The 15892-nt window shown below is 72.0% G+C and carries 16 protein-coding genes; 8 read left to right on the plus strand and 8 right to left on the minus strand.

Features of this window, described 5'->3' with window-relative positions; genetic code table 11:
- Positions 1 to 5: 5 nt before the first annotated feature.
- On the minus strand, positions 6 to 455 hold the full coding sequence (locus tag ODJ79_RS06515) for an NfeD family protein (RefSeq protein WP_263022397.1): 450 nt from the start codon (positions 453 to 455) through the stop codon (positions 6 to 8).
- Between the two features lie 106 nt (positions 456 to 561).
- Here ODJ79_RS06515 and ODJ79_RS06520 point away from each other — a divergent pair, with 106 nt between their 5' ends.
- Positions 562 to 1866, plus strand: coding sequence for a serine hydrolase domain-containing protein (locus ODJ79_RS06520; RefSeq protein WP_263022398.1), 1305 nt, complete (start codon positions 562 to 564; stop codon positions 1864 to 1866).
- A gap of 1377 nt (positions 1867 to 3243) precedes the next feature.
- Here the strand turns inward: ODJ79_RS06520 and ODJ79_RS06525 are convergent.
- Positions 3244 to 4194, minus strand: a complete 951-nt coding sequence (locus ODJ79_RS06525) for a DMT family transporter (protein ID WP_263022399.1) — start codon at positions 4192 to 4194, stop codon at positions 3244 to 3246.
- Between the two features lie 22 nt (positions 4195 to 4216).
- On the opposite strand from ODJ79_RS06525, the gene ODJ79_RS06530 reads away from it, so the two are divergent.
- Entirely contained in the window at positions 4217 to 5656 is a 1440-nt protein-coding gene (locus ODJ79_RS06530; protein ID WP_263022400.1) for a PLP-dependent aminotransferase family protein, read from the plus strand.
- On the opposite strand, the gene ODJ79_RS06535 is transcribed toward ODJ79_RS06530, so the two are convergent.
- Positions 5643 to 6443, minus strand: a complete 801-nt coding sequence (locus ODJ79_RS06535) for a DUF3097 domain-containing protein (protein WP_263022401.1) — start codon at positions 6441 to 6443, stop codon at positions 5643 to 5645. The genes ODJ79_RS06530 and ODJ79_RS06535 overlap by 14 nt on opposite strands.
- A gap of 89 nt (positions 6444 to 6532) precedes the next feature.
- Between ODJ79_RS06535 and ODJ79_RS06540 the strand changes: the two genes are divergently transcribed.
- The gene (locus ODJ79_RS06540) at positions 6533 to 7315 is read left to right on the plus strand and encodes a hypothetical protein (protein WP_263022402.1); all 783 of its coding nucleotides are present in this window, start codon (positions 6533 to 6535) and stop codon (positions 7313 to 7315) included.
- A complete protein-coding gene (locus ODJ79_RS06545) occupies positions 7316 to 7813 on the plus strand; it encodes an NUDIX domain-containing protein (protein WP_263022403.1) in 498 nt (165 codons plus the stop codon).
- Here the strand turns inward: ODJ79_RS06545 and ODJ79_RS06550 are convergent.
- Positions 7804 to 8109: a DUF1905 domain-containing protein gene (locus ODJ79_RS06550; protein ID WP_263022404.1), complete on the minus strand. Its 306-nt coding sequence runs from the start codon at positions 8107 to 8109 to the stop codon at positions 7804 to 7806. The two genes, ODJ79_RS06545 and ODJ79_RS06550, sit on opposite strands and share 10 nt — an antisense overlap.
- Positions 8110 to 8158: 49 nt before the next feature.
- Here ODJ79_RS06550 and ODJ79_RS06555 point away from each other — a divergent pair, with 49 nt between their 5' ends.
- From ODJ79_RS06555 to ODJ79_RS06565, 3 genes are all read left to right on the plus strand, one after another.
- On the plus strand, positions 8159 to 9829 hold the full coding sequence (locus ODJ79_RS06555) for a PQQ-dependent sugar dehydrogenase (protein WP_263022405.1): 1671 nt from the start codon (positions 8159 to 8161) through the stop codon (positions 9827 to 9829).
- A 69-nt stretch (positions 9830 to 9898) separates the two neighbouring features.
- Complete coding sequence (locus ODJ79_RS06560; RefSeq protein ID WP_263022406.1) at positions 9899 to 10741, plus strand: L,D-transpeptidase; 843 nt, start codon at positions 9899 to 9901, stop codon at positions 10739 to 10741.
- Between the two features lie 9 nt (positions 10742 to 10750).
- Positions 10751 to 11152 (plus strand): NUDIX hydrolase, encoded by a 402-nt coding sequence (locus ODJ79_RS06565; protein WP_263022407.1) that lies wholly within the window; start codon positions 10751 to 10753, stop codon positions 11150 to 11152.
- A gap of 22 nt (positions 11153 to 11174) precedes the next feature.
- Here the strand turns inward: ODJ79_RS06565 and ODJ79_RS06570 are convergent, their stop codons facing one another.
- The 4 genes from ODJ79_RS06570 to ODJ79_RS06585 form a co-directional block, all read right to left on the minus strand.
- The gene (locus ODJ79_RS06570) at positions 11175 to 12047 is read right to left on the minus strand and encodes an HAD-IIA family hydrolase (protein ID WP_411267273.1); all 873 of its coding nucleotides are present in this window, start codon (positions 12045 to 12047) and stop codon (positions 11175 to 11177) included.
- Positions 11990 to 13018, minus strand: coding sequence for a ferrochelatase (locus ODJ79_RS06575; RefSeq protein WP_263022599.1), 1029 nt, complete (start codon positions 13016 to 13018; stop codon positions 11990 to 11992). Before ODJ79_RS06575 ends, ODJ79_RS06570 begins: the two co-directional genes overlap by 58 nt.
- Before the next feature lie 69 nt (positions 13019 to 13087).
- Positions 13088 to 13855 carry an enoyl-ACP reductase FabI gene (fabI, locus tag ODJ79_RS06580; protein WP_263022409.1) on the minus strand — a complete coding sequence of 256 codons (768 nt, stop codon included), beginning with the start codon at positions 13853 to 13855 and terminating at the stop codon, positions 13088 to 13090.
- A 27-nt stretch (positions 13856 to 13882) separates the two neighbouring features.
- Entirely contained in the window at positions 13883 to 14587 is a 705-nt protein-coding gene (locus tag ODJ79_RS06585; protein ID WP_263022410.1) for a beta-ketoacyl-ACP reductase, read from the minus strand.
- An 87-nt stretch (positions 14588 to 14674) separates the two neighbouring features.
- Between ODJ79_RS06585 and ODJ79_RS06590 the strand changes: the two genes are divergently transcribed.
- A complete protein-coding gene (locus tag ODJ79_RS06590; protein WP_263022411.1) occupies positions 14675 to 15880 on the plus strand; it encodes a sensor histidine kinase in 1206 nt (401 codons plus the stop codon).
- The last annotated feature ends 12 nt before the right edge of the window (positions 15881 to 15892 follow it).

Genomic DNA, 15892 nt, shown 5'->3' on the forward strand with positions numbered 1-15892 from the left:
CCTCTCTATATGTCGGGCAAATCGTCGCGCCACACGATGGCCGTGGCGCCGTGGACCTTGACCACCCGGACCCGCTCGCCCGGGAGGTACTTTTCGGTGCCGTCGAAGGACCGAGCCTGCCAGAGCTCGCCCTCGAGCTTGATCATGCCGTGCTCGCCGTCGACCTCTTCGACCACCATGCCGTGGCTGCCCTCCATCGCCTCGATGCCGAACGGCGTGTCCCCGGTCTCCAGGGCCGACTTGGCGTGCCGCAGGATGATCGGGCGGAGCGCGGCGACGGAGACCCCGGAGGCCAGGGCGAAGACAATGGCCTGGACCAGGAACGGGGCGCCGAGCGCGGCGGCACCGGCCGCGGCGAAGGCGCCCACCGCGAAGAAGATGATCAGCAACGTGGCCGTGAAAGCCTCGGCGATCGCCAGCGCGATGCCGAGCACTACCCAGAGAACCGCTTCCACACCTCGATCGTTGCACGACGGCGCACGCGTTGCGATGCGTCATTCTGGCGTAGCCGGATCGGCGGTTCGCAGTTGTTCAGAAGAGTCAAATCTCGAGGGGGTCCACGTGTCGCTGCTGCCGGATACCGCCCGCCGGGTCGAGGAGGTTGCCGCCCGGGCGCAGACCAAGGGGCGTGCGCCGTCGTTGGCCCTGGCGATCGTCCGGGACCGGGCGGTGCTGCACTTCACGGGCGCCGGTGAGCGCCCGATGCCGGATGCGGAGACGCAGTACCGCCTGGGCTCGATCACCAAGACGATGACCGCCACGCTGGTCATGCAACTGCGCGACGAGGGCTTCTTCGCCCTCGACGACCTGCTCTACCGCCACCTGCCGGGCACCTCGATCGGCGGGGTGAGCCTGCGCCAGCTGCTCGGCCACGTCTCCGGCCTGCAGCGCGAGCCGGACGGCCCCTGGTGGGAGCGCACCGCCGGCGGCGACGTCGACAAGCTGCTGGCCGACCTCGGTTACGACAAGCTCTCCGGGCCGCCGTTCCGCCGCTACCGCTACTCGAACCTGGCTTACGGCCTGCTCGGGGCGGTCCTGGAGCGGGTGACCGGCGAGTCCTGGCCCGACCTGATCGGCAAGCGCCTGCTCGACCCGCTCGGCATGAGGCGCACCACCTATGGTCCGGTGGAGCCGTTCGCCCGCGGTTACGTCGTGCACGCCCTCGACGACAGCCTGCACGAGGAGCCTCGCCTCGACTCGGGCGCGATGGCCCCGGCCGGCCAGCTCTGGTCCACCGTCACCGACATGGCCAAGTGGGCCGCCTTCCTCACCGATCCGCCCTCCGCGGTCCTGCCGCGCGAGACGCTCGACGAGATGTGCGCCCCGGTGGTGCTCAGCGACCTGGAGTCCTGGACCGGCGGCTACGGCCTGGGCCTGCAGCTCTTCCGGGTCGGCGAGCGCGTCTTCGTCGGACACGGCGGCTCCATGCCCGGCTACGTGGCCCACCTGGCGGTGCATCGCCGCAGCCGGCTCGGCGTGATCGTCTTCGCCAACTCGTACGGCCTGCGCGGAACCCACATCCGCAAGGTCGCGCTGGCCGCCCTCACCGCCGCTGTGGACGGCGAACCGGTCACGCCGGCGCCCTGGCAGCCCCCGTCGCCCCCGTCGGGCGAGGCCGCCGAGCTGGTCGGCCGCTGGTGGTGGATGGGCCGCGAATACGAGATCCACGCCGACGGGGAGACCGTGGAGATGTCCGGCCCGAACCATTGGTCCAAGTTCGTCCGTGAGGCCGCCGACCGCTGGCGAGGCGCCGACGGCGAGAACGAGGGCGAGATCCTGCAGGTCATCCGCTCCCCGGAGGGCGCGGCACTGAAGATCGACATCGCCACCTTCGTCTTCAGCCGCGATCCCTACGATCTAGCCTGAGAAACACGTTCCGTTCCGCTCTACCACCCTGGTCCGGGGCATGTCCGGTGCCCCGGACCAGGGGGCAGTTCGTGCCTGTGGTCAGGCGGCCTCAGTGGCCCGATCCACCGTGGCTGCCGCCGGAAGAACCCGAGCCGGCACCGGACGAGCCCGGACCACCACTACCGGGACCACCGTGGCCACCCGAACCAGGCTGACCCCAACCACCACCGGACGAGCCCGGACCACCACTACCGGGACCACCGTGGCCACCCGAACCCGGCTGACCCGAGCCACCACCTGACGAACCCGAACCACCACCGGACGAGCCCGGACCACCACTACCGGGACCACCGTGGCCACCCGAACCGGGCTGACCCGAACCGCCACCCGACGAGCCCGGACCACCACTACCGGGACCACCGTGGCCTCCCGAACCCGGCTGACCACCGGTGCCACCGTGGCTACCACCCGAACCGGGCTGACCACCGGGGCCACCGTGGCTACCACCCGAACCGGGCTGACCACCGTGGCTACCACCGGGACCGGAGTGACCGCCCCCGCCCGGGCCGGACTGGCCCGGCCAGCCCTGACCCGAGTGGCCGCCGCCCGGACCCCCGTGACCCGGCTGACCCCACGGGCCGTTCTGCCCGGGCCGGTTGACGCCGCCGTGCCCGAAGCGGCCCGGGTCCCCGGGGCCGTGCCCGAACCCGCGCCCGATGCCGGGCCCGAAGCAATACTGCGGGTCCCACCCGCGCAGGCCGCGCGACGGGTCGAAGATCCGCAGTCCCCAGGTGTCGCCGCCGAGGCCGGAGAAGACATAGTTGCAGTCGTGGCCGCCCCAGTGCGAGTGCCGCTCGCCGTCGATACCGACCGATTCGCACTGCTGCCGCGACGGGTAGAAGCGCGCGGCACGACCGTCGAACGGGTCGTGCCGGAAGTTGCCGCCCGGCCGGAGCACCGGGCCCCCGTGCCCGTGGCCACCTTGGACCGGTCCGGGCCCATGGCCGCCGCCGTGTACCGGTCCGGGCCCGTGGCCGCCGGCCTGGGCCGGCCCGGCGCCGAAGGCAAGGGCCGCGAGCAGGCCCATACCGGTCATGGTCATCAAACGCGGCAGAGTTTTCATTCGTGCCCTTTCATACGTGATCCCTTGCTTTGCATTTCGAGGGAACACGTAAATGGCAGGACTGGCAAATCTGCCGACGTTTTGTCAGTCGCAGGGCCGACCACCTTTGGGCCGGTCGGCGGGGGCATTTTCGTTCCCGTGAACTGGCGGAAAGTACAGGTCCGCGCGTAGGCAACGATGTGTTTGACTTTCTCGAACCGCGCCTGGCCACCGAATATTAACCACAAATGATTTCGCCTGGCCCGCGGGAAATGCGAATTGCCGAGCGTTTTTCATCCTCGGGCGGATCGGGTTCGCGACATCGCGCCGGGGGCGCCGCCGACCCCGGCGAGGCCGGCCCGGGTGCGGCCGGCGTCGCGGCGTACGCGATCGCGGTGGGTCAGCCCCAGCGCCAGGCCGGTCGCCACGACCGCGACGCCGAGCCAGACGAGCAGCGAGGGCCGTGGCCCGCCGAGCGCCACCCCGGTGGCCGCCGCCGCGATCGGGGTGAGCCCGGTCAGCAGGCCGGCCCGTGCGGCGCCGACCCGCTCGACGCAGGTGTACCAGAGGACGAACGCCATCGCCGTCACGCCGACCGCCAGATAGGCCCCGGCCAGCAGGTCCGCGCCGTCGAGCCGCAGCACCGCGGCCGGCCCCTCGCGCACCACGCCGGTCACCCCGAACAGCAGGGCGGCCATCCAGGTCGCGTGCACCGAGACGCCGATCGGGCCGTGCCGCCCGAGCACCGGCACCGCCATCAGCGTGAACCCGGCCTCGCACGCGACCGTGACCAGCGCCCACAGCAGCCCGATCGCGTCGGCCCGGCCGAAGCCCTGGACCAGGCCGGCGCCGGCGGTCACCACCAGCGCGGCGGCGATCAACCGGGGCGCGGGCGTGTGTCCCTCGAGCAGCGGCCCGACGACCGCGAGCAGTACCGGCACGCAGGCCACCGCGACGCCGAGCACGGCCGGCTCGGCGTGCCGGGCGCCGAGGACCAGGGCCAGGTTGAACAGGAACATGCCGGTCAGCACGACACCGCCGAGCCACCACCACTCGGCGCCGCGGGGGCGCACCAGGCGGCGGCCGGTGACCCGGGCGAAGAGGGCGAGCAGGAGGCAGGCGACCGCGTACCGGAGGGATTGGACGGTCAGCACGGGGGTATCGGCGAGGACGCCGGAGACGGCCACGCTGCCGCCCACGAAGATCATGCCGGCGGCGCCGGCGAGGAGCGGGAAGGGAGTCACACCAGGAATGCTTCCGCCGGGTATGGTCCAGTTGAAGGGCCAATGTGGTGTCGCAAAAGGAGGACCAATTTCCGGATCGGACTTTCTCCAGCTGCGCGCCGAGGACGCCCCGGTCAAGGGCCTGACCGCGTGGCTGACCGCCGGTCTGCGGGACGCGATCGCCGGCCGCCGGCTCGCCGCGGGGGCCCGGTTGCCGGCCACCCGGGTGCTCGCCGCCGATCTGAAGATCTCCCGTGGCGTGGTGGTCGAGGCGTACCAGCGGCTGATCGACGAGGGCCTGGCAACCGGCCGCACCGGCGCCGGAACAATCGTCATAGGAAATCGGGATAAGTCGGATATTGCGGAGGATCGTCGTAAGACGCTCGACGATCTTCGCCTGCCATTTCCCCCGCCGGAGGGGATCGACATCGACCTTTCCCCAGGCGTGCCCGATTTGTCCGCTTTTCCGAGGCGCCAATGGCTCAAGGCGGAGAAAGCGGTCCTCGACGAGATCACCGGCGCCGACCTCGGCTACGGCGACCCGGGCGGCACCCCCAAACTGCGTGCCGAACTGATCGCCTGGCTACGCCGCACCCGGGGCATCCGCGCCGAGGCCGACGACATCGTCGTGGTGAACGGCGTGGCCCAGGCGCTCGCCCTGCTCGCGCGGACGCTCCGGCAGGGCGGCGTGACCGCCGCCGCCATCGAGGACCCCGGCTCCCGCGGAACCCGGGACCTGATGATCCATTGGGGCGTACGCCCGGAGCCCGTCCCCGTCGACGAGCAGGGCATCCGGGCCGACCTGATCACCCAGGACGCCGCCGTGCTGACCCCGGCGCACCAGTTCCCCACCGGAGTCGTGCTGAGCCCGGCGCGCCGCCGGGCGCTCCTCGACTGGGGCGGCCTGATCGTCGAGGACGACTACGACGCCGAGCACCGCTACGACCGGGCCCCGGTGGCCGCGCTGCAGGGATCGGCGCCGGAGCGGGTCGCGTACACGGGAAGCGTCTCGAAATCCCTCGCGCCCGGCATGCGCCTCGGCTGGCTGATCGCCCCGCGCCGGCTTCAGCCGGCGCTGCTGGCCGCGAAGCACGACTCCGACCTGGGCAGCCCCGCGCTGCCGCAGCTCGTGCTGGCCCGGCTGCTCGCCTCCGGCGACTACGAGCGGCACCTGCGGCTGGTGCGCTCCCGGCAGCGGCGCCGGCGGGACGCGCTGCTCACCGGGCTGGCGCAGCACCTGCCGAGGGCCCGGGTCACCGGCGTGGCGGCCGGGCTGCACCTGCTGATCCTGCTGGAGGCGGACGGGCCGGACGACACGGTCCTCGCCGAGCGGGCGGCGGCCCACGGCGTACTCGTGCATCCGTTGTCCTGGCACCGGCAGCGACCCGGCCCACCCGGCCTGGTCCTCGGGTATGCGGCGCAGCCGCCGGACCGGCTGGCCGAGGCGGCGCAGCGGCTCGGCCGGGCCCTCACCCCACCGTGACGAAGTCGATCAGCCGCTCCATCGAGTTGACCAGCGGGGTCTCGACGTCCTTGTAGCTGCTCACCTCGCGGAGGATGCGCCGCCACATGTCGGCCGGCTCACGCACGCCGAACGCCTCGCAGACGCCCTCCTTCCAGTTGCGCCCGGGCGGGATGACCGGCCATTTCTTGATGCCGATCCGGTCCGGCTTCACGGCCTGCCAGATGTCCACGTAGGGGTGGCCGGTGATCAGCACGTTGGGGTCGGTGACGGCCGCGACGATCCGGCTCTCCTTCGAGCCGGGCACCAGGTGATCGACGAGGACGCCGAGGCGGCGATCCCGGCTCGGCCGAAAGGCGCTCACCGCGGCGGCGAGATCGTCGATGCCGTCCAGCGGCTCGACGACCACGCCCTCGATCCGCAGGTCGTCGCCCCAGATGCGCTCGACCAGCGCGGCGTCGTGAATGCCCTCGACCCAGATCCGGCTCGCCTTGGCGACCTGCGCCTTGACCCCGTCGACCGCGATCGACCCGGAGGCAGTGATCTTCCGCTGCGGCGGCGCCGGCGAGGCGACGGGCTTGCGCAGCGTCACCGCCCGGCCGTCGAGAAGGAACGCGGCCGGCGTCAGCGGAAAGTTCCGGCGCTTGCCGAACCGGTCCTCCAGCACCACCGCGCCCAGCTCGAAGCCGACCACCGCGCCGCAGAACCCGGAGTCCGCGTCCTCGACCACCAGATCGATCTCCGCGTCCACCTCGGGCACGACCTTCTTGCGGCGCCACTGCTCCTTGAGCACGTCCTCCCCATACATGCAAGGCACGGTAACCCGTGGCTTGGGACACGGCCTTTCTGACGCTCCGGCCGAGACAACCTTCCCGATGGGCACGTACCCTTGCTCGCATGTCCCCCGCTGCTGATGCGGTCACCCGCACCGCGCGGCGCTCGACCCGGTTCGCGGCCTGGGTGCGCGCCTGGCGCGCCGGCTTGGTGCCGTTCGACGAGGTGGCCGGCGAGATCGCCGCCGACGAGGAGCACCTCGTCGCGGACGCGCCGGGCACCTGGACCGACGTGCCCCTCCCGCAGGGACTGCCGATGTTCGCCAAGGTGCATCCCGACGACATCCGCCTGGTGCTGCCCGCGCCCGGCGACCCCCGCGGCCTGCCCGGCCCCGGCGCGCTGACCGGCGCCGCGCTGCTGGCCGGCGAGGCCGTGATGACGCCCGAGTTCGGCGTCGTCCCCGAGGTCCGGCGGCACACCTCCGGCTCCGGCGTCGAGTTCGAGACGGTGCTCTGGCGGGTCTTCCCGGTGGGCCAGTTCCGGCCGGTGTTCCAGCTCGGCGCGGCCGAAGCCGAGGCCGAGCTGACCGCCGCGCTCGGCGAGGCCACCGCCCGGCTCACCCGACTCGACGTCGCGCAGTGGAAACCCGAGCTGGCCGGTGCCCTGCAGGCGTTGCGCCGGCCGGAGTCCACCGCCACCCTGCCGCCCGGGTTCGACCCGCGCGCCCGGCGGCTGTTCGCCCGCGCCAGCGTGCTCGACCAGGTGCTCGCGCTGGCCGAGACCAACGCACCGGGCGGCGCGATCAACGGGTACGAGGCGCAGCAGCGCGACGCGGCGCTGCGCCCGCTCATGTCCGCCTGCCGGCAGGCCCTGGTGGCGGCCTGCAACTCACCCCTGCATCCGTAGATGCCGGATCGTTTCGCCCACTGCACGTTCTGCGGTGCGCGGTTCGGGCGCGGCCAGGCCTGGCCGCGCCGCTGCGCGGCCTGCGGCGAGACCAGCTATCAGAACCCCAAGCCGGTCGCGGTGGTGCTGCAGCCGGTGGGTGCGGGCCTGCTGGTGGTACGCCGGGCGATCCCGCCCGCGCGATACCGCCTGGCGTTGCCCGGCGGCTACATCGACGTCGGCGAGACCTGGCAGGCGGCCGCGGCGCGGGAGCTGTTCGAGGAGGTCGGCCTCGCGGTCGACGCCGCCGAGGTGCGCCTGTTCGACACGGCCAGCGCCCCGGACGGCACGCTGCTCGTCTTCGGCCTGCTCCCGGTGATCAAGAACGCGGCCGTCATCCCACCCTCCCAGCCCAACGACGAGTCGCTCGGCTGGGAGGTCCTGTACGGCCCGGCCGAACTGGGCTTCAGCCTGCACACGGCGGCCGCGGCCCGGTTCTTCGGCCAAGCTCAGTCGTGAGCGAGCACCTCGACGCTGACCCCGACTCGGTCGCCGGGCTTCAGCCCGTTGGCCGTGCGGACGGCCTGCTTGATCGGCAGCACGTACGCCCCGGTCCGGCTGTCCGGGAAGATCGACGTACGCCAGATCGTCGTACCGACCCGCGCCTGCACCCGCACCGACCCGAACCCTCGCCGCTGCCCGCCGGTCCGATCCCGGATCTCGTCGGACGCGTCGACCGGCAGGCTCACGAACGTCCAGCTGTCGTCGCGGCGAGCCGTCCAGATCCAGAGCTCGGACTCGAAGTCGACAACCATGCCGGTCAGCCTATCGGCAGGACAGACCCTAGACGCCCATGGAGGATTCATGCCCCGGTACGGCCAAACCGCCCTGCTGACCGCGACGGCCGTGGTGCTCGCCGGGGCCGTCACGGCGGCCCTCGTCGCGGTGACGAACCGTACCGCAGCCAACGGCGCCGGCGCCGCGCCGAGCGTGCCCGGCAATCCCCGGGTGAGCGGCCTGACCTGCAAGAACGTCACCTTCGCCTGGGACGCCGCCAGTGACGACAAGGGCGTGAGGTTCTACGACGTCTACCACGACGGCCAGCTGATGAAGTCGGTCGGCGACCGGACGCTGTCCACCGCGCTGACCGTGGTCCCCGGCGCGTCGTGGGGCCTCTACGTCAACGCCCGCGACGCCGACGGCAACGTCTCGCAGGCCAGCACCACGGTGACCATCACGCCGCCGGCCTGCTCGGCCGACGCCAAGGCTCCCACCGCGCCGTCCGGTCTCGCCGGGGTCGCCTCCGGCACCACGGTCACGCTGACCTGGAAGGCGGCGACGGACAACGTCGGCGTGAAGAGCTACGACATCTACCGTGGCACCACCCGGGCCGGGTCCGTCGCCGGCGGCGGCACGTCGTTCGCCGACAGCGGCCTGCCGGCCAAAACCACTGTCGCGTACGTCGTGGTCGCGCGCGACGCCGCCGGGAACACATCGGCGCGCAGCAACACGGCGACGTTCACGACCGGCGCCGCCTGCACCAATCCGGTGTGCACGGTGACCCAGGTCGGCACCGACAAGGACATCCCCTGGGGGCTGGCCACCCTGCCGGACGGCCGCATCCTCTACAACCGCCGGGACGCGCACGACATCGTCGTGCTGAACCCGGCCGACGGCACCAGGAAGACCGTCGGCACGGTGCCGAACGTGCAGAGCACCGACGGCGAGGGCGGCCTGACCGGCCTCGCGATCGCGCCGACCTTCGCCGCCGACCACTGGCTGTACATCATGCACACCTCGCCGACCGACAACCGGATCGTGCGGATCAGGATGGTCGACGACAAGCTTCCGACGGCGAGCGAGCAGGTGCTGCTCAAGGGCATCCTGCGGAACAAGTTCCACGACGGCGGCCGGCTGCGGTTCGGCCCGGACGGCAAGCTGTACGCCGTCACCGGCGACGCGCAGAACGGCGACAACGCGCAGAACAAGAACGGCCTGAACGGCAAGGTGCTGCGGCTCAACCCGGACGGCAGCGTCCCCGCCGACAACCCGTTCCACAACTACGTGTGGAGCTACGGCCACCGCAACCCGCAGGGTCTCGCCTTCGACTCGCAGGGCCGGCTGTGGGAGCAGGAGTTCGGCAACACCATCATGGATGAGACCAACCTGATCGTGAAGGGCGGCAACTACGGCTGGCCCGCCTGCGAGGGGACGGCCGGCACCTGCAACACGCCCGGCTACATCGCGCCCAAGGCCACCTACCCCACCGCGGCCGCGTCCTGCTCCGGCCTCGCGATCGTCAAGGACGTGGTCTACCTGGCCTGCCAGCGCGGCACCCGGATGTACCGCTGGGTGATCAGCGGCGACCAGCTGACCGGCGGCCGGCAGTTCTTCAACGGCACCTACGGCCGGCTGCGCACGATCGAGCCGGCCCCCGGCGGCGGCCTGTGGCTGACCACCACCAACACCGGCGACAAGGACAGCGTCGCCGACAACAGCAACGAGAAGATCCTGCACGTCGCCCTGGGCAGCTGACCGACCCGGAGCATTCTCTTTGGGGGGAAATGACCGCCGGGCGCCCGGTCCAGCACCTAATGTGGCCGGGTGAGCCTGGCCCGTACCCGTCGGACCGCGCCGGTGTGCGTGCTGATCCTGTCGTTCTGCGTGATCGCGGGACTGGCCAGGGCGACCGCGGCGCCGCCGACGAAACCGCCGGTGCCGGCCGTCGCCCCCATCGCGGCCCAGCCGGCCACCACCATCGCGCCGATCAAGGCGCCGCCGCGGGGTCTCCCGGTGATCACCTACCGGCACGTGCCGGGCGGCTTCCCCGCCGACCCCGGCCCGGCCGACACCGCCCCGATCACCGAGGGCCTGCACGCGATCGGGAAGCTGGCGCTCTACGACGCCCCCGGCGGCAACCCGCGCGCCTTCCTGCCACCAGACATCCGCGGCGTCGAGGTCACCGTCCCGATCGTCGAGCGGGAACCGGGCTGGGTCGCGGTGCTGCTGCCGTCGATCAACCGGCGGATCGGCTGGCTGCCGGCCACCGGGTGGAGTTCCCGGCCGCTGCGCGACCAGATCGTCGTGCATCTGGACCGGCACGAGCTGACCTGGCTGCACGACGGCGTACGCCAGGAAAGCTGGACGGTGGCCACCGGCAGCGACCGGACGCCGACCCCGCCGGGGCGGACCTTCGTGCTCGGCCGCACCACCACCGAGGGCAGCGTGTACGCCGGACTGGACGCGCTGGTCCTCGGCGCCGTGCCGGACGATCGGGACGCGGTCGCGCCCGGCCTGCGCGACGCGCACACCGGCATCCACGGTTGGTACAGCGCGTCCGCGTTCGGCCGCAGCATCTCCAACGGCTGCCTCCGGCTCCCCCGGGACGGCCAGCGCACCCTGCTCGACCACATCGGCCCCGGCACGCCGGTCGTCGTGCTCGACTAGGCTCCCCGGGTGACCAGCACGATCATCGCGACGGCCTGGGTGTGCGTGCGCGACCGCCGGGTGCTCGTCGTGCGCCCGCACTACACCGATGCCTTCTACCTGCCCGGCGGCAAGCCGGAGCCCGGCGAGACGCACGCCGAGGCGGCCGCCCGCGAGGTGCTCGAGGAGGTCGGGCTCGTCCTGGACCCGGCCGCTCTCACCCTCTACACCGAGATCGTGGCGCCCGCACACAACCGGCCGCCGGGCACGACGGTCCGCCTGGTCTGCTTCACCGGCGGCGACGCGGGCGCCGCCCCGTCGGCCGCCGCCGAGATCGGCGAGATCGCCTGGTTCACCCCCGACGACACCGCCCGCTGCGCGCCGGCGATCCAACTGCTGATCGCCGACCTGTCCACGGCCGGTCTCATTTGACCGGCGGCCGGGTGACGCGCGGTCAGATCTCGTCGATCAGGTCGGCCACCGAGTCGACGATGCGCGAGGGGCGGAACGGGTAGCGGTCGGCCTCCTCGCGGGTGCTGATGCCGGTCAGGACCAGGATCGTCTCCAGGCCGGCCTCCAGCCCGCACAGCACGTCGGTGTCCATCCGGTCGCCGATCATCGCGGTGCTCTCGCTGTGCGCCTCGATGGTGTTCAGCGCGGAGCGCATCATCATCGGGTTGGGCTTACCCACGAAGTAGGGTTCCACGCCGGTGGCCTTGGAGATCATCGCGGCGACCGAGCCGGCGGCCGGGAGGGCGCCCTCGTTGGACGGGCCGGTGGCGTCCGGGTTGGTGCAGATGAACTTCGCCCCGCCGTCGATCAGGCGGATCGCCTTGGTGATCGCCTCGAAGCTGTAGGTGCGGGTCTCGCCGAGGACCACGTAGTCCGGGTCGAACTCGGTCAGCACATAGCCGGCCGCGTGCATGGCCGTCGTCAACCCCGCTTCGCCGATCACGTACGCGGTGCCGCCCGGCCGCTGGTCGGACAGGAACTGCGCGGTCGCCAGCGCGGCCGTCCAGATCGACTGCTCGGGCACGTCGAAGCCCATCCGGTTGAGGCGGGCCTGCAGGTCGCGCGGGGTGTAGATGGAGTTGTTCGTCAGGATGAGGAACGGTTTGCCGGAGGCCTTCATCCGGTTGACGAACTCGGGCGCGCCGGGGACCGGCTCGCCCTCGTGGACGAGAACCCCGTCCATGTCGGTGAGCCAGCTCTCGATGGCCTTGCGCTTCTGGGGTTCATTCTGGGGTTTTCCGCCGCGGGTGGGCAGAGTCATGACGCTCCTCGTCGCTGTGGGGTGGGGCAGCAGCCGCTCGGGCAGTCGTCCCAGATCGGGAGCGTACCGAGCCGCCTGCGGGGCTGCTCGGCGGTACGCTCCTCGACCAGTTCGCGGATCATGGTGACGAAGCGCGGGTCGGTGCCGGGGGTCGCGGCGCGGGCGTAGCCGAGCCCGAGCCGGGCCGCGGTCTCGGCGGCCTCGTTGTCGAGATCCCAGATCACCTCGAGGTGGTCGGAGACGAAGCCGATCGGGCTGACCACGACGTCGGTGACGCCCTCCTTGGCGATCGACTCCAGATGGTCGTTGATGTCCGGCTCGAGCCACGGCACCTGCGGCGGGCCGGAGCGGCTCTGCCAGACCAGGTCCCACGGCAGGTCATCGGCGGCCGCGGCGCCGACCAGGCCGGCCGTCTCGGTGAGCTGCGCGGTGTACCGGCCGCCGTCGGGTCCGGCCGCGTCGGCCATCGACACCGGGATGGAATGGGCGGTGAAGACCAGGCGGGTGCTTCGCCGCCGGCGGGGGTCAAGAGCGTCCAGGGCATCCCGTACGGCGGAGACATGCGGCTCGACGAACCCGGGATGGTCGTGGAACTGGCGCAGCTTGGTGATCACCGGCGCGCTCGGCCCGACCTTGGCCCGGGCGCGGGCGATGTCCTCCCAGTACTGCTTGCACGACGAGTAGCCGCCGTACGCGCTGGTGGCGAAGCCCAGCGCGTGGGTGACGCCGTCGTCCCGCATCCGGGCCACGGTGTCCTCGAGCATCGGGTGCCAGTTCCGGTTGCCCCAGTACGTCGGCAGGTCGACGCCGTTGGCCGCGAAGTCGGCGTCCACCGCGGCGAGCAGGTCGCGGCACTGCTGGTTGATCGGCGACACGCCGCCGAAGTGCAGGTAGTGCTCGGCGACCGCGGCCAGCCGCTCCTCCGGGACGCCGCGCCCGCGCACCACGTTGCGCAGGAACGGCATCACATCGTCGGGCTTCTCGGGACCGCCGAAGGACAGCAGGACGAACGCGTCGTAAGCCACCACGCGCCCATCTTCGCCCATCCGACCGCCCCGCCCACCACCCATAGACCCGACTGAAGGCCATTTCACTCAGGTACCGACCGCGTGGAAGCCCCCGTCGACGTGGATCACCTCACCGGAGGTGGCCGGGAACCAGTCGGAGAGCAGCGCGCACACGGCGCGGGCGGCCGGCTCCGCGTCGTCCAGGTCCCAGCCCAGCGGGGAGCGCTCGACCCACGCCTTCTCGAACTGCTCGAAGCCGGGGATCGACTTGGCCGCCATGGTGCGCAGCGGCCCGGCCGAGACCAGATTGCTGCGGATGCCCTTCGGGCCGAGGTGCAGCGCCAGGTAGCGCGAGGCGGACTCGAGGCCGGCCTTGGCCACGCCCATCCAGTCGTAGACCGGCCAGGCCAGGGTGGCGTCGAAGGTCAGCCCGACGATGCTGCCGCCGTTCGGCATCAGCGGCAGGCAGGCGGTCGCCAGCGACTTGTACGAGTACGTGGAGACCTGCAGCGCCTTGGACACGTCGGCCCAGCCGGCGTTGAGGAACTCGCCGCCGAGCACGGCCTGCGGGCCGAACGCGATGGAGTGCACGACGCCGTCGAGACCGTCCACGTGCTCGCGAACCCGGTCGGGCAGCGAGGCGAGATGCTCCTCGTCGGTGACGTCGAGCTCGATCACCGGCGCCTTCTCGGGTAGCCGCTTGGCGATCCGCTCGACCAGCGACATCCGGCCGAAGCCGGTCAGCACCACGTCGGCGCCGTTCTCCTGGGCGACCTTGGCCACCGAGAAGGCGATCGAGGCGTCGGTGATGACGCCGGTGATCAGCAGCCGCTTACCGGCCAATATTCCAGACACGGAACTACGCTCCTTGTTGCGAAAGCCTCAATGCCCCATGCCGAGACCGCCGTCGACCGGGATCACCGCGCCGTTGATGTACGCGGCGGCGTCCGACGCCAGGAACGTCACCGTGGCCGCCACCTCGTCCGGGCTGGCCAGCCGGCCGGCGGGGACGGCTTTGATGATCTCCGCCCGACGGTCGGAGGACAAGACCGCGGTCATCTCGGTGTCGATGAATCCGGGCGCCACCACGTTCGCGGTGATGTTGCGGCTACCCAGCTCACGAGTAATGCTGCGGGCCATCCCGACCAGGCCGGCCTTGCTCGCCGCATAGTTCACCTGACCGGGTCCGCCGTACAGGCCGACGACGGACGAGATGAAGATGATGCGGCCCCACTTCGCGCGCAGCATCTTCGAGCTGGCCCGCTTGGCGACCCGGAACGATCCCTTGAGGTTGGTGTCGACGACCCGCTCGAACTGGTCCTCGCTCATCCGCAGCAGCAGCGTGTCGTCGGTGATCCCGGCGTTGGCCACCAGCACCTCGACCGGGCCGAGGTCCTTCTCCACCTGCGTGAACGCGGCGTCGACGGCGGCCGAGTCGGTGATGTCGCAGGCGACGCCGTACAGCCCCTCGGGCGCGCCGCTGCCGCGGTGCGTCACCGCGACCCGGTCCCCGTTCTTCGCGAACGCCTGGGCGATGGCCAGGCCGATCCCCCGGTTTCCTCCGGTCACCAACACCGTGCGAGCCACGACGAACGCTCCTCATACCCAGGTAGGGGGTGCCAGTTGGCACCACGGGGTCACGACGGCACGGCAATACCGCCGTAACCTGCCCGGGTGGAGATTATCCGCCCCGCGACCAGTCGCGATGCGACGGGGCCGCTGCGCCGGCTCCTGCTTGTCCGAGAGGCGCCGCGGCCCACGCCGCGACGACGGATCTGGACGTACGCGGCCCCGCTCGGCCTGCTGGCGCTGATCGGCCTCGGCTTCTCGGCCGGCGAGTACCTGCTGGCCAACCGGGTCCTGCCGGCGATCGTGATCTGGATCATCGCGGCCGGCTCGGTGCTACCGGTCGCGCTGTGCGTGCGCTGGCCGGTGCTGGCCTGGCGGGTCGCCTTCCTGATGATGTTCCTCGGCGTCATCAACGCGGGCCCCGCCGAGCCCTGGCCGTGGAACGCGGTGCAGATCTTCGGCTTCCTGGCCGTCCTCGGCCGGCTCGCGGTCACCCAGGACTCCGCGGTCACGGTCTGGGCGACCATGGGCAGCCTGGTCCCGGTCTTCCTGTTCGCCAAGGGCGCGAACGCGGGCGGGGCCGCGGTGCTGCTGGTGGCGATCGCGGCCCTCGGCAACATCCTCTACCGGCGCCGGCACACCCGGGAGCTGGTCGCCGAGCAGGAGGAGCTCACCGAGCTGGAACGGGCCAAGCGCGCCGTCCTCGAGGAGCGGGCGCGGATCGCCCGGGAGATGCACGACGTGGTCGCCCACCACATGTCGATGATCGCGGTACGCGCCGAGACCGCTCCCTACCGCGTGCCCGGCCTGCCCGAGTCGGCGCAGCAGGAGCTGGCCGGCATCGCAACGGCGGCCCGCGACGCGCTGGCCGACATGCGCCGGCTGCTCGGCGTGCTGCGGGCCGAGGACGGCGAGGCGCCCACCACCCCGCAGCCCGGGCTGAACGACCTCGACCAGCTGGTGGCCGCGGCACGGACGGCCGGCGTCGACGTCACGCTGACCGCCGAGGGGCTGGACGCCGTCCCGGAGACGGTCGGGCTCGCGGCGTACCGGATCATGCAGGAAGCCCTCGCCAACGCGGCGCGGCACGCGCCCGGCGGCTCGGTGACGATCGATGCTCGCGGTCTGGCCGACCGTCTGGAGCTGGCGGTGCGCAACCGGCGGACCGGGCCGGCGACGCCCGGCGGCGGGCATGGTCTGATCGGGATGCGCGAGCGGGCCGCGCTGCTCGGCGGGGAGCTGACCGCCGGGCCGGAGCGGCTCGACTTCGTGGTACGGGCGACGCTGCCTTTCGGACAGAGCCAGCCTTGAGGGGACCGGACG

This window comes from Actinoplanes sp. KI2, from assembly GCF_025630775.1.
Classification (GTDB): domain Bacteria; phylum Actinomycetota; class Actinomycetes; order Mycobacteriales; family Micromonosporaceae; genus Actinoplanes.

Excerpts from the sequence above, each read along its gene's own strand:
- ODJ79_RS06530 (WP_263022400.1), top strand. The coding sequence starts at position 4,217 with ATGGTCCAGTTGAAGGGCCAATGTGGTGTCGCAAAAGGAGGACCAATT.
- ODJ79_RS06535 (WP_263022401.1), bottom strand. The coding sequence starts at position 6,443 with ATGTATGGGGAGGACGTGCTCAAGGAGCAGTGGCGCCGCAAGAAGGTC.
- ODJ79_RS06540 (WP_263022402.1), top strand. The coding sequence starts at position 6,533 with ATGTCCCCCGCTGCTGATGCGGTCACCCGCACCGCGCGGCGCTCGACC.
- ODJ79_RS06545 (WP_263022403.1), top strand. The coding sequence starts at position 7,316 with ATGCCGGATCGTTTCGCCCACTGCACGTTCTGCGGTGCGCGGTTCGGG.
- ODJ79_RS06550 (WP_263022404.1), bottom strand. The coding sequence starts at position 8,109 with ATGGTTGTCGACTTCGAGTCCGAGCTCTGGATCTGGACGGCTCGCCGC.
- ODJ79_RS06555 (WP_263022405.1), top strand. The coding sequence starts at position 8,159 with ATGCCCCGGTACGGCCAAACCGCCCTGCTGACCGCGACGGCCGTGGTG.